Below are 13,323 nucleotides of genomic sequence, written 5' to 3'. Positions count from 1 at the left end.
GAAGCCAGGGCATGCACAACCCCTACCGCCGCAGCGTGCTGTTGATCACCCTGGCGGTGCTCATCGCCGGCTGGCTCGGCGCCTACGCCTTCACGCTGTGGCGGCTGCGCGACGCGGCGCTGAGCGGCGGGCTCGAGGCGGCGACGACGCAGGCGCGCAATTTCGAACAGCACCTGACCCAGACGCTGGAAATGATCGAACTGATCGCCCTCGGCCTGGCCCCCGGGCAGAGCACCGAATCCGTCGGCGAGCGCTTCGGCGCGCAGATGAACGACGCGCTGCGCAAGGCGCCCTACCTGCGCTCGCTGTCGCTGGCCGACGCCGAGGGCAGGATCCTCTACAGCACGACACCGGGCAACGTCGGCAGCCGGCTGGCGCTGCGCGGCTTCTTTCCCGATCTCGCCGCCGACTCGACGATGATCCACATCGGCCAGCGCTGGCAGGGCCGCGACCTCGCCGGCGCCGGCGCATTCACCCCGCTCGCCGCGACCAACGGCGCGGCCAGCCGGCAGCCGGCGTTCATCCCGGTACTGCGGCGGATCGGCGACAACGGCCAGCCCTACTGGGTGGTCGCCGCGATCAATCCCGAGTATTTCGTGCTCCATTTCACGCAGTTGCTGCCGGAAACGGAGGGGCGGGTCCAGCTGCTGCGCCACGACGGCACCCTGCTGCTCTCGTCGCGGCTCGACGAACTCCCCGGCCACAGCCAGGCCGCCGGCCGCGTCGAAGACCTGCTCGCGCAGCACGAAAGCGGCGCCCTGGCGCAGACCTTGCCCGACGGCGCGGCGGTGCTCACCGCCTACCGCGCCTCGAGCCGCTTCCCGGCGCTGATCGCGGTCCATCTGCAGCGCGAGACGATCCTCGAGAACTGGCGCAGCGAAGCCAGGCGCATCTCGCTGGTGGTTTTTCCGGTGTTGTTCGCGTTGACCGTCAGCATCGTCCTGGTCTGGCGCCGCCAGCAGCGGCTCGACCAGCGCGAGCGCGAACTGGCGGGCCAGCGCAAGCTCGCCGCCAGCGTCTTCGAGGCGACCACCAACGCCGTCTTCCTGACCACGCCGGGCGGCGACGTGATCGCCGCCAACCCGGCCTTCGAGCGGATCACCGGCTACCGCGCCGACGAAGTGGTCGGACGCAATCCGCGCCTGCTCGCCTCGGGCGTGCACGACCGCGCCTACTACGCCGACCTGTGGCACGGCATCCAGGAAAACGGCCACTGGCACGGCGAGATCGTCAACCGGCGCAAGGACGGCAGCCTCTTCCACGGCCAGCTCAGCATCACCGCCGTCACCGACGATGCCGGCCGGCTGCTGCACTACGTCGGCGTCACCGCCGACATCACCGAGCGCAAGCAGTACGAGGCCGAAATCCTCGCCGCCAAGGAAAAGGCCGAGGCCGCCTCGTTGGCCAAGACGACCTTCCTGGCGACGATGAGCCACGAACTGCGGACGCCGATGAACGGCGTCATCGGCATGACCGACGTCCTGCTGCGCAGCGCCATCGACGACAAGCAGCGACGCCAGCTGGAAATCATCCGCGCCTCGGCCGGCGCGCTGATGAGCATCCTCGACCAGATCCTCGACTACTCGAAGATCGAGACGCAGACGCTGCAACTGGCCGACGCCCCGTTCGACCCGGCGGCGCTGGTCGGCGAACTGGCGACGCTGTTCACCCCGCCGGCCGCGGCCAAGGGCCTGCGCCTGCGCAGCTGCCTGGCGCCCGACCTGCCCGCCTGCCTGCACGCCGACCCGGTGCGCCTGCGCCAGATCCTGACCAACCTGCTGAGCAACGCCGTCAAGTTCACCCGCGACGGCGAGATCGTCGTCGACGCCAGCTTCGCCGCCCCCGACCGGCTGTGCATCGCGGTCAGCGACACCGGCATCGGCATCGCCCCGGAAATGCAGCAGCAGATCTTCGCCGCCTTCACCCAGGTCGACGGCTCGACCACCCGCGAGTTCGGCGGCACCGGCCTCGGCCTGGCCAGCAGCCGTCGCCTCGCCGAAGCCATGGGCGGCAGTCTCGAGGTCGCCAGCACGCCCGGCCAGGGCAGCCGCTTCACACTCTGCGTCGCCGCCCGCCGCGACTGAACCCCCGTTTTTCCCCGGAATTCCGCCATGACCGTTCTCCGCCCCCTGTTTGCCGCCGCCCTCTGCGTCGCGGCCACCGCCCATGCCATCGAGGTCCGCCAGTTCCAGCCGCAGGGCCAGGTCGGCGAAGTCCGCCAGGTCAGCGCCCGTTTCAGCGGCGAGATGGTCGCGCTCGGCGCCGCCGATGCACCGGCGCCGTTCGCCGTCGATTGCGCCGGGATCGCCGGCGAAGGCCGCTGGCAGGACACGCAGACCTGGACCTGGCGCCCGCAACGCGCACTGCAGCCGGGCGAACGCTGCATTTTCACGGTCAACGCCGGGTTGACCGCAAAATCCGGCGCTGCCGTCGGCGGCCGTCAGCGCTTCGAATTCAGCGGCGCCGCGCCACGCCCGTGGCGGGTGCTGCCGGGCGCCGGCAGCCGGATCGAGGAAGACCAGGCCTTCGTCATCGACGGCGGCGGCCCGCTCGACCCGGCTTCGCTCGACGGCCGCCTGTGGTGCGAGGCCGACGGCGTCGGCCAGCGCATCCCGGCACGCCCGGTCGCCGCCGCGGTGCGCAGCGCGGTGCTCGAGCAGACCGGGATGGCCGCGCACGCGCTGGTCGTCGCCTGTGCCGAGCAGCTGCCGGCCGGACGCAAGGCGAAGCTGGTCTGGGGCAAGGGCATCCGGGCCGCCAACGGCACCCCGTCGGACCGCGAGCAGGCCTTCGTGTACCCGGTGCGCGAAGCCTTCACCGCCAGCCTGTCGTGCGAACGCGAAAAGGCCGGCGCGCCGTGCTCGCCGCTGTCGGCGCTGCGCCTCAATTTCAGCAGCCCGGTCGATGCCCGCTTTTTCGACCAGATCCGGCTGTCGACCGTGGACGGTCCGCGTCGACCGCAGCCGCGCGAGCGCGACGAGGCGCCGGCGGTCTTCGACAGCGTCAGCTTCGCCGGCCCGCTGCCGCAGCACGCCGAACTCAAGCTCGAACTGCCGGCCGGACTCAAGGACGAGGCCGGCCGCCCCCTGAGCAACGCCAGCCGCTTCCCGCTGACCGTGCGCACCGGCGCACTGCCGCCGCTGGCCAAGTTCCCCGGCGATTTCGGCATCGTCGAACTGAAGCAGGGCGGGCTGTTGCCGGTGACGCTGCGCAACGTCGAAGCCAGCCTCAAGACCGCCGGCCTGGCGCTGCCCGGCAGCCACCGCTTCAGCGACCAGCGGCTGACCGAGGACGCCGACGTGATCGCCGCCATGCGCGCACTGGTAAAGTTCGAACAGCAGAGCAACAAGTACAAGGTGGTGGTCGACGGCAAACCCGAGGAACGCTACGACCCCTACTACGCCCGCGAACTGTCCTTCCTCGCCAAGCGCCCCGGCGTCACCCGCCAGGAACTGCCCAAACCCGGCGGCAGCGCCGAGTTCGAGGTGATCGGCATTCCGCTGACCAAGCCCGGTTACCACATCGTCGAAATCGAGAGCCGGCTGCTCGGCAACGCCCTGCTGGCGACGCCCAAACCGATGTACGTGCGCAGCGCGGCGCTGGTCACCAACCTCGCCGTGCATCTGAAAGTCGGCCAGGACAACGCGCTGGTCTGGGTCACCGCGCTCGACACCGGCAAGCCGGTGGCCGACGCCGAGGTGCGCGTGTCGACCTGCGCCGGCAAGCAGTTGTGGCAGGGCAAGACCGACGCGCTCGGCCGGGCGAAGATCGACCAGGCGCTCGACAACCCCTACTGCGACGGCGACCGTTTCCTGTTCGCCAGCGCCCGCAGCGGCGGCGATTTCAGCTTCGTGCGCTCGGACTGGAACGAAGGCATCGAGCCGTGGCGCTTCGGCGTCTACAGCTGGGGCGACAACAGCCCGCTACGCATTCACGGCATCCTCGACCGCAGCCTGTTCCGTCCCGGCCAGACGCTGTCGGTCAAGCACCTGGCGCGCAGCCGCGACAGCCGCGGTTTCTCGCTGCCGGCCGCGGACAAGCTGCCGAACAAGCTGGTCCTGCGCCACAACGAAAGCGGCACCGAATTCACCCAGCCGCTGAGCTGGGACGCCCAGGCGAGCGCGGTCAACGCTTGGAAGGTACCGGAATCGGCCAAGCTCGGCACCTGGCAGATCGTCCTCCAGGGCGGCGCCGACGGCGAGATCTACAGCAGCGAATTCCGCGTCGCCGACTTCCGCCTGCCGGTGTTCACCGGCAGCGTCCAGGGCGTGCCGGCGCGCCAGATCGCGGTCAGCAAGGTGCCGCTGGCGCTCGGCCTGTCCTTCCTCAACGGCGGCGCGGCGAAGAACGCCGAAGTCGAAGTTTCGGCGACACTGCGCCCGCGCTGGGTGCACCACGCGCGTTACGCCGACTACCGCTTCAACGTCGGTTTCGAGGAAAAGGCGCTGGCCGCGTTTGCCCTCGATGCCGGCATCGATGAGGAAAGGCTGGTCCTCGACAAACAGCAGCTCAAGCTCGACGCCGCCGGCGCCGCTCGCCTCGAAGTGCCGCTGCCGGCCAAACCCGGCGGCCCGGCCGAGCTCTACGCCGAGATGAGTTTTGCCGACCCGAACGGCGAGATCCAGACCATCCGTGGCGTCGTCGACCTGCGCCCGGCAGCCTTCGAGATCGGCGTCAAGATCGCCGACTGGGCCGGCAGCAGCAGCGGCAACCGGCTCCAGGCCGTGGTCCTCGACACCGCCGGCAAGCCGGTCGCCGGCCAGGCGGTCAAGGTCACCGCCAAGCGCCGCATCGACAGCAGTCACCGCCGACGCATCGTCGGCGGCTTCTACGCCTACGAGAACACCGAGGACTACCGCGACCTCGGCGAGGTCTGCGCCGGCCAGACCGACAGCCGCGGCCTGCTGCTGTGCGAGCTCACCATTGCCGATCCCGGCGCCATCTACCTGCTCGCCGAGACCCGCGACGTCAAGGGCAATGTCGCCCGCGCCGGCACCAGCTACTGGGTTTCCGGCGGCGGCGACCTGTGGTTTGCGGCCGGCAACCAGGACCGCATCGACGTGATCCCCGAGAAGAAGGCCTGGGCGGCTGGCGAAACCGCCCGCTTCCAGGTGCGCACGCCGTTCCGCGAAGCCACCGCGCTGATCTCGGTCGAAGCCGGCGGCATCCTCGAAACTTTTGTCCAGCCGCTGTCACGCTTCAAGCCGACCGTGGAACTGCCGGTACGCGGCGAATGGGGGCCGAACGCCTTCGTCTCGGTGCTGGTCGTCCGTGGCCGGGTCGAGCCGCTGAAGTGGTACAGCCTGTTCCAGTGGGGCTGGCGCGAGCCGCTGGCCTGGTTCCGCGCCTGGTGGAACCCGGACCAGCCGACAGCCATGGTCGATCTGACCAAGCCTTCGTACCGCATCGGCCTCGCCGAAATCGCCGTCGGCACCGAAGCCTTCCGGCTCAAGGTCGAGGTCAGCAGCGACAAGGCCGACTACCAGCCGCGCCAGCAGGCGACCGTGAACATCCGCGTCAGCACGCCCGACGGCAAGCCGCTGCCGGCCGGCAGCGAGGTCGCCTTCGCCGCCGTCGACCAGGCGCTGCTCGAACTGCGCCCGAACGATACCTGGCAACTGCTCGAAGCGATGCTGCCGACGCGCGGCTACGCGGTCGAAACGGCGACCGCGCAAGGCATGGTCATCGGCAAGCGCCACTTCGGCAAGAAGGCGCTGCCGCCGGGCGGCGGCGGTGGCAAGGCACCGGCCCGCGAACTGTTCGACACGCTGCTGCTGTGGCAGCCGAAGGTGACGCTCGACGCCAACGGCCGGGCGACGCTGCGCGTGCCGCTCAACGATTCCCTCAGCGAGTTCAAGCTGGTCGCCGTGGCCAGCGCCAGCAGTGCGCTGTTCGGCACCGGCAGCACCAGCATCCGCAGCAGGCAGGACCTCCAGATCATCTCCGGCCTGCCGCCACTGGTCCGCGAGGGCGACCGCTACACGGCGACGCTGACGCTGCGCAACGGCACCGCCCGGGCGATGAATCTGACGGTCGACGGCAAGAACGGGGCAAAAACCCTGGGCGCACAAAAGCTCTCGCTGGCGCCGGAAAGCGCCGGCGAACTGCGCTGGCCGATGCAGGCCGGCGCAGGCATCACGGCGGAAACCTGGGAATTCAGCGCGCGCGAAGACGGCGGCAAGGCCGCCGACACACTGCGCATCACCCAGCAGGTGGCGCCGGCGGTACCGGTCACCGTCCAGCATGCCAGCTTCCAGCGAGTGGATGGCGACATCCGCCTGCCGGTGACGCCACCGACCGGCGCCCTGCCCGGCAAAGGCGGCGTCGAGGTCGCGCTGTCGCCCAAGCTGGCGACGCCGCCACCCGGCCTGCTGCGCTTCTTCGCCGATTACCCCTACGCCTGCCTGGAACAGAAGACCTCGGTCGCGGTCGGCCTGCACGACAGCGCGCGCTGGCAGCAGATCGCCGACACCCTGCCCGGCTACCTCGACGACAACGGCCTGGCTGCCTACTTCCCCGGCCTGGCCGGCAGCCCGACGCTGACCGCCTACCTGCTCGACGTGGTCACGCTGGCCGGCTTCCAGCTGCCGGAAGACAGCCGCCGGCGCATGCTGCAGGGCCTGAACGCCTTCGTCGACGGCCGCCTCAAGCGCGACGAATGGGCGCCCGGCTTTGCCGGCGACGCGCGCCTGCACCGCCGCCTCAACGCCATGCAGGCACTGGTCCGCCAGGGCGAGAAGCCGCAGCGCGCGGCAGCGGCGCTCGACATCGACCCGCTGCTGCTGCCGACCGCGGCGCTGATCGACTGGACGCTGGTGCTCAAGGCGCTGCCCGACCTGCCGCAGCGTGAAGCGAAGTACGCCGCCGCCCGCCAGGAACTGCGCAACCGCCTCGGCTACGCCGGCAGCCGGCTGGTCTTCGCCAACGAGCGCGCCGACTACGGCTGGTGGATGATGGCCAGCGCCGACGCCAACGCCTTCCGCCTGATCGAGGCGATGCTCGACGACGCCGAGTGGCAGACCGACCTGCCGCGCCTGCTGCAGGGCGCGCTCGAACGCCAGCAACGCGGCCGCTGGCTGACGACCACGGCCAACGCCTGGGCGCGGGTGACGCTCGACCGCTTCGCGCAGAAGTTCGAGCGCGAGGCGGTGACCGGCGTCACCAAGGCAACGCTGGCCCCGGCCAGCGCCGAATTCGACTGGAAGCGTGCCGACAGCAAGCCGCTCACCCTGCCCTGGCCGGCCAAACCGGGCAAGGACGACGCGCTGGCGCTCGGCCACGCCGGCAGCGGCAAGCCCTGGGCCAACGTCCAGGTGCTGGCGGCGATCCCCGACGGCCCGCCGCGTTACGCCGGCTACCGCATCCAGCGCCAATTGACGCCGCTGCAGCAGAAGACGCCGGGCAAGTTCAGCCGCGGCGACCTGTGGCGGGTAACGCTGAGCATCGACGCCGAGCACGACATGAGCTGGGTGGCGATCAGCGACCCGGTGCCGGCCGGCGCGCGCATCCTCGGCGACGGCGACGGCCGCGACTCGGCGATTGCCACGCGCGGCGAAGGCGACGCCCGCGAAGGCCGCTGGCCGAGCTTCATCGAGCGCAGCTTCGGCGCCTGGCGGGCCTATTACGAAATGCTGCCGCGCGGTCGCACGCAGATCGCCTACACCGTGCGCCTGAACAACGCCGGCGACTTCGCGCTGCCGCCGACAAGGGTCGAGGCGATGTATGCGCCGGACGTCTTCGGCGAGCTGCCGAACGCCCGCCTCCAGGTCGGCGAGTGATCAGCGCAACTCGTCGATGAGCTGCGTCAGCTTGTCCTCGACCTCGGCCACCCAGCGCGCCAGCCGGGCATCGCCGCCCGGCGGCGACAGCGGCTGGAAGCCGAGGCGGGTGGCCCCGTCCTCGGTATATACGGCAAAGCGCCAGGGCAAGGCCAGCCCGGCGCGCAGGTCGGTGGCGAGCAGTTCCTCGACGGCGCGCCAGCCGACGATGTCGAGCAGCAGGTAATCCTCGTCGAAAGCGCGGGACTCGCCGCGCGCCCGGCGCGCCAGCGCCTCGCCGAGGTCGTGGCGGGCGAGCACGCTCAAGCCCAGGCGCTGGAGCGCGGGTTCGAGTTCGAAGACGACTTCCTGGAAGGACTTGCTGCTTTCGGCGAGGATCATCGGTGATGTTTCCGGAACGGGACCGGCGGCGAATTTAGCCGATCGTCACGGTCGACGCCATCGCCGGCGCTAAAATGGGCGGCCCCGCCCCCGCAGGAAACGCCCATGTCCGAGCTGCTCCACCCCTATCCCGCCGACGAAGCCGACGCCATCCTCGACGCCACCCGCGCCTGGCTGGAGCGCGCCGTCATCGGCCTCAACCTGTGCCCCTTCGCCAAGAGCGTCGTCGTCAAGAAACAGGTGCGCTACGCTCTGACCGCCGCCAGCGATGCCGACCAGCTGCTCGCCGAACTGGAAAACGAGTTCGCCCGCCTGGCCGCGACACCACCGGCCGAACTCGACACGACGCTGCTGATCCACCCGCGGGCAATGACCGATTTCCTCGACTACCACTTCTTCGTCGCCGAAGCCGACGCGCTGCTGCGCCGACTCGACTACGAAGGGGTCTTCCAGATCGCCAGCCTGCATCCACACTACGAGTTCGCCGGCTGCGACCCGGACGACATCGCCAACTACACCAACCGCTCGCCCTACCCGACCCTGCACCTGCTGCGCGAAAGCAGCATCGATCGCGCGGTCGCCGCCTTCCCCGATGCCGAAGCGATCTACGAGCGCAACATCGATACCATGCAGCGTCTCGGCCACGCCGGCTGGCGCAAGCTGTGGACCGACTGAAGCGCCGCCTGGCGCTGCTCGCGGCCTTGCTGGCACCGCTGCCGGCGCTCGCCGTGCCCGGCTTCGCCGAGGTCCGCGCCGCCTACCAGCCGTCGGAAGCCACGCTGCTCGCCCGTGACGGCCGGCCGCTGCACAGCCTGCGCATCGACATGCAGGTACGCAGGCTGGCCTGGACGCCGCTCGCCGACATCTCGCCGGCCCTGCTGCGGGCAGTGATTGCCGCTGAGGACAAGCGTTTCATGGAACACGCCGGCGTCGACTGGCTGGCCGCCGGCAGCGCCGCCTGGAGCAACCTGCGTGGCCAGCGCACGCGCGGCGCCAGCACGCTGACCATGCAACTGGCCGGGTTGATCGACGACGACGGGCAACGGCGCGGTCAACGCAGCATTTTTGCCAAAATCGGGCAGTCGACCGTGGCCTTGCGTCTTGAACGCAGCTGGAGCAAGGGCCGCATCGTCGAGGCCTACCTCAACCTGGTGCCTTTCCGCGGCGAACTGCAGGGCGTTGCGGCAATGAGCCGGACCTTGTTCGGCAAGTGGCCGCACGGCCTCGACGACCGCGAGTCGGCCATCGCCGCGGCCCTGCTGCGCGCGCCCAACGCCGCCCCGGAGGTGGTCGCCCGCCGCGCCTGCGCGCTGCTCGGCGAACTGCAACGCGGCGACCAGTGCCGCGGCCTCGAAGCCTTCACCTTCCAGGCGCTCAACTACCAGCTGCGCGACCTGCGCCCGGCGGCACCGCAACTGGCGCCCCATCTCGCCCGCAAGCTGCTCGCCGAACCCGGCCGCGACCGGCGCAGCAGCCTCGACGCCGACCTCCAGGCCTTCGCCGCGCAGTCGCTGCGCCGCCACCTGACGGCACTCAGCCGACAGAACGCCGAAGACGGCGCGGTCATCGTCGTGGACAACGCCAGCGGCGAGATCCTCGCCTGGGTCGGCTCGAGCGGCGAGCTCTCCGGCGCCGCCGAGGTCGACGGCGCCACCGCGCTGCGCCAGGCCGGCTCGACGCTGAAACCCTTCCTCTACGCCCAGGCCTTTGGCCAACGCCAGTTGACGCCGGCCTCGCTGATCGAGGACGCGCCGCTCAGCCTGGACACCGGCAATGGCCTGTACACGCCGCAGAACTACGCGCCCGGCTACCGCGGCTGGGTCTCGGCGCGCCAGGCGCTGGCCGGCTCGCTGAATGTGCCGGCGGTACAGACGCTGGTCCGTCTCGGCGCCGACGCCTTCCACCGCCGCCTGCGCGACTTCGGCTTCGCCAGCCTGCAGGAAGACGGCGACTGGTACGGCTACAGCCTGGCCCTGGGGTCGGCCGACGTCTCGCTGCTGATGCTGGCCAACGCCTACCGGACGCTGGCCAACGCCGGACGGTGGACGCCGCTGCGCGCCGAGCCGGGGAAGCCGGCCAGGCCGCCCTGCCAGGACGGCGGCTGCGCCGGCGTCTTCGCCGGCCGGCCGCGCACGGTCGACGGCCCGGCAGCGGCATTTCTGGTCGCCGACATCCTCGCCGACCGGGCCGCCCGCGCCGCCACCTTCGGCCTCGAATCCTGGCTGGCGACGCCCTACTGGGCGGCCGTCAAGACCGGCACCAGCAAGGACATGCGCGACAACTGGTGCGTCGGCTTCTCGCCCCGCTACACCGTCGCCGTCTGGGTCGGCAACGCCAGCGGCAGCCCGATGCACGACGTTTCCGGGATTTCCGGCGCGGCACCGGTCTGGCGCGAGGTCATGGACCGCCTCCAGCGCGGCACCCGGGTCGCCGCGCCGCAACCGCCGGCCGGCGTCGTCGGCGCCGCGATCCGCTTCGAACCGGCGGTCGAACCGGCGCGCCGCGAATGGTTCCTGCAGGGCACCGAACAGCCCGTCGTCCGCGCTGCGCAACAGACGGCGCTGGCGCGCATCGTCTATCCGGCCGACGGCACGGTGATCGCCCTCGACCCGGACATCCCGCCGGCCCGCCAGCGCATTCCGCTGCGGCTCTCCGGGCCGTTGCCGCGCGGCGGCCACTGGCGCGTCGACGACCGCCGCCTGCCGGCCGGCAGCGACTGGCTGCCGCAACCCGGCCGCCACCGCCTGAGCGTGCATGATGCCCGCGGCGGGCAGATCGACAGCGTCGGCGTCGAGGTCCGGGCCATGCGCGGCAAGCGCCCCGCCGGCTGAGGCAAGCGCGCGCTGCCTGTGGCACACTGACGGGATGCACGCATTTCCCCATCTTTCTGCCGTCGACTGGCTGGCGCTCGCTATTTTCTTCGCCTGCTGGGGCGGCTACGCCTGGTTTTCCGAACACAGCGCGCGCGGCGCCGGCGGCCTGATCCGCACCAGCCAGCGTTACCGCCTCGAATGGGCCTACCGGATGCTCGAACGCGACGTCCGGGTGACCGATTCGACGCTGATCGGCAACCTGATGACCAGCGTTTCGTTCTACGCCAACACCACCATCTACATCATCGCCGGCCTGGTCGCCGCACTTGGCGCCGCCGACCGCCTGCTCGGCGTCGCCGCCGACCTGCCGTTCGCCGGGCCGGGCAGCCGCGAACTGCTCGAGATCAAGCTGATGCTGGTGCTCGGCAGCTTCGTCTTCGCCTATTTCAAGTTCACCTGGTCGCTGCGCCAGTTCAACCTGCTCTCGATCCTGGTCGGCGCGGCGCCCACCGGCCACCCGGACGATCCCGGCATCGCCGCCTACGCCCGCCGCGTCGCCGGCGCCAACAGCCTGGCCGGCGACGACTTCAACCGCGGCATCCGCGCCTACTATTTCGGCCTGGCCGGCGCCGGCTGGCTGCTGCATCCGCTGATCCTGGCGCTGACCGCGCTGGTCGTCTGCATCGTGCTGTTCCGCCGCGACTACCGCTCGTCGGCGCTCGCCGTATTGCGCGAAGACAGCTGACGATGACCGGCAACCGCGCACTCGCCGGCGTCGGCTTCGGCCTCGCCGCCTATGGCATCTGGGGTTTCTTCCCGCTCTATTTCCATCAGCTCAAGCAGGTTGCGCCGATGGACATCCTCGCCAACCGGGCGCTCTGGGCCTGCCTGTTCGTCGGGCTGCTGCTCGCGTGCACGCAGCAATGGGGAAAAGTGCGGCAAATCCTCGGTCGACCGCGACAACTGGCGATGCTGGCCCTGGCTGCGCTGCTGGTCGGCAGCAACTGGCTGGTCTTCCTGTGGGCGGTCGCCAATCAGCGCGTCGTCGAATCCAGCCTGGGCTATTTCCTGACCCCGCTGATCAACGTCCTGCTCGGCATGGTCGTCCTCAAGGAACGCCTCGATGGCCGCGAATGGCTGGCCGTCGCTCTCGCCGTCGCCGGCCTCGGCAACGAAATCGTCAGCCTCGGCGGGCTGCCCTGGGTGTCGCTGCTGCTGGCGCTGACTTTCGGCACCTACGGCCTGGTACGCAAACAGGTGCCGGTCGACGCCTTGTCCGGGCTGTGGCTGGAAACCCTGGTCATGCTGCCGGTCTGTTTCGCCTACGCCGCCTGGCAGGCCAGCGCCGGGCACACGGTTTTCGTGCTCGACGACCTGTCGACCGTCAGCTGGATGGTCGGCGCCGGCATCCTCACGGCACTGCCGCTGATCGCCTTCGCGGCAGCGACGCAACGGCTCAACCTGGCTACCGTCGGCATGCTCATGTACATCAATCCGACGATGCAGTTCCTGACCGCGGTCTACGTCTTCGACGAAGCGCTGGATTCGGGCAAGCTGCTCACCTTCGGCCTGATCTGGCTCGGCCTGCTGGTCTTCAGCTGGAACGCCTGGCGCAAGTTCCGCTAGGCGCGGCGCAACGCCATGTGGGCGGTGATCATCGCCGGAATCGACCGCTCGAGGCCGCTGTTCTTGCGACATCCCAGCGTCAGGTGCAGCAGGCCGCTGGTGAACGCCCAGGTATCGTGCGCCGCCGCCGCGGGATCGATGCCGGCCCGCAAATACCCCTTGTCGGCGGCAAGCCGGTACATGCGCTCGATCTTCTGCAGGAACTCCAGCGCCGGCCGGCCGACTTCCTGCTCGACACTGGCGAATTCATCGACGTACTCGCAGCGCGAAATCATGATTTCGAAGACTTCACGGAAATTCGGGCATTCGCCGATGACCCGGAAAAACTCCTTGATCGAGCCTTCGATCGCGTCGAGCGGATTGGTCAGCGCCGGATCGTAGAGCACCGCATCGGTGCAGCCGAGCATCGGCGCGAAGACATCGTCGCGCATCGCGAAGAACAATTCGGCCTTGTCGCGGAAATGCCAGTAAACGGCACCGCGGGTGACCCCCGCTGCCTTGGCGATCTTGTCCAGCGACGAGCGGACCACCCCGCATTCATGAAATACCCGGCGCGCGGCATCGAGGATGTCGCGGCGTGTCTGTTCGGCTTCTTCCTTGGTTTTCCTGACCATCTTTTCCTCCCCGGACGGGCCGTGGCAACGGTTACAATCGGCAACAAAAAACCCTGTCACCTGCCTATCCGAAGCGTTTTACATACATTCGTGTTTGTATATAATAGCCGA

At 69.9% G+C, this 13,323-nt stretch carries 8 protein-coding genes; 6 read left to right on the top strand and 2 right to left on the bottom strand.

All coding sequences use genetic code 11. The annotated features are described in order from the left end of the window. Positions 1-11 precede the first annotated feature (11 nt). A complete protein-coding gene (locus tag DFR40_RS10540) occupies positions 12-2,084 on the top strand; it encodes an ATP-binding protein (RefSeq protein ID WP_121458448.1) in 2,073 nt (690 codons plus the stop codon). A 27-nt stretch (positions 2,085-2,111) separates the two neighbouring features. After that, on the top strand, positions 2,112-7,778 hold the full coding sequence (locus tag DFR40_RS10535; protein WP_121458447.1) for an alpha-2-macroglobulin family protein: 5,667 nt from the start codon (positions 2,112-2,114) through the stop codon (positions 7,776-7,778). Here DFR40_RS10535 and DFR40_RS10530 read toward each other — a convergent pair whose 3' ends face one another. Then, the gene (locus DFR40_RS10530) at positions 7,779-8,159 is read right to left on the bottom strand and encodes a DUF302 domain-containing protein (protein WP_121458446.1); all 381 of its coding nucleotides are present in this window, start codon (positions 8,157-8,159) and stop codon (positions 7,779-7,781) included. A 105-nt stretch (positions 8,160-8,264) separates the two neighbouring features. On the opposite strand from DFR40_RS10530, the gene DFR40_RS17250 reads away from it, so the two are divergent. Genes DFR40_RS17250 through rarD form a run of 4 tightly spaced genes read left to right on the top strand, consistent with a single transcriptional unit; the run spans position 8,265 to position 12,598 of the window. Beyond that, complete coding sequence (locus DFR40_RS17250) at positions 8,265-8,834, top strand: DUF1415 domain-containing protein (RefSeq protein ID WP_211329778.1); 570 nt, start codon at positions 8,265-8,267, stop codon at positions 8,832-8,834. Beyond that, on the top strand, positions 8,822-10,990 hold the full coding sequence (pbpC, locus tag DFR40_RS10525) for a penicillin-binding protein 1C (protein WP_245985663.1): 2,169 nt from the start codon (positions 8,822-8,824) through the stop codon (positions 10,988-10,990). Before DFR40_RS17250 ends, pbpC begins: the two co-directional genes overlap by 13 nt. A 34-nt stretch (positions 10,991-11,024) precedes the next feature. Then, positions 11,025-11,717 carry a DUF599 domain-containing protein gene (locus DFR40_RS10520; RefSeq protein WP_170160200.1) on the top strand — a complete coding sequence of 231 codons (693 nt, stop codon included), beginning with the start codon at positions 11,025-11,027 and terminating at the stop codon, positions 11,715-11,717. 2 nt (positions 11,718-11,719) lie between these two features. After that, positions 11,720-12,598, top strand: coding sequence for an EamA family transporter RarD (rarD, locus tag DFR40_RS10515; protein ID WP_121458444.1), 879 nt, complete (start codon positions 11,720-11,722; stop codon positions 12,596-12,598). Here the strand turns inward: rarD and DFR40_RS10510 are convergent. Beyond that, a complete protein-coding gene (locus tag DFR40_RS10510) occupies positions 12,595-13,212 on the bottom strand; it encodes a TetR family transcriptional regulator (RefSeq protein WP_121458443.1) in 618 nt (205 codons plus the stop codon). The genes rarD and DFR40_RS10510 overlap by 4 nt on opposite strands. Positions 13,213-13,323 lie beyond the last annotated feature (111 nt).

It is taken from the genome of Azonexus fungiphilus (genome assembly GCF_003634965.1).
GTDB lineage: Bacteria > Pseudomonadota > Gammaproteobacteria > Burkholderiales > Rhodocyclaceae > Azonexus > Azonexus fungiphilus.
This window is presented reverse-complemented; position numbering and strand designations above follow the sequence as displayed.